Consider the following 277-nt stretch of genomic DNA (forward strand, 5'->3'; position numbering starts at 1 on the left):
CCCGCGAATACTGGACCGTCCATGCCACGCTGGCGACCCCCAAGGGCGACGAATACCGTGCCCAGCTTGTGACCTACGCGGGCAGGAAGCTGGAACGCTACGACCTCGCCAACGAGGAAGCGGCCAGGCTGGCGGTGAAGGCGGTGGAAAGCCGCGACCTCAAGGTGACCTCCGTCGCCTCCAAGCCCGCCAGCCGCAATCCCTGGCCGCCCTTCATGACCTCGACCCTGCAGCAGGAAGCCAGCCGCAAGCTGGGCCTGGGCGCGCGGGCCTGCAT

At 68.6% G+C, this 277-nt stretch carries 1 protein-coding gene; it reads left to right on the forward strand.

The window, feature by feature from the left end:
* The coding region (locus tag QSV46_RS39630; RefSeq protein ID WP_314964083.1) for a DNA topoisomerase at positions 1-277 on the forward strand (277 nt) is incomplete at both ends.

The organism is Bradyrhizobium cosmicum (assembly GCF_032290525.1).
GTDB classification, from domain to species: Bacteria; Pseudomonadota; Alphaproteobacteria; order Rhizobiales; family Xanthobacteraceae; genus Bradyrhizobium; species Bradyrhizobium cosmicum_A.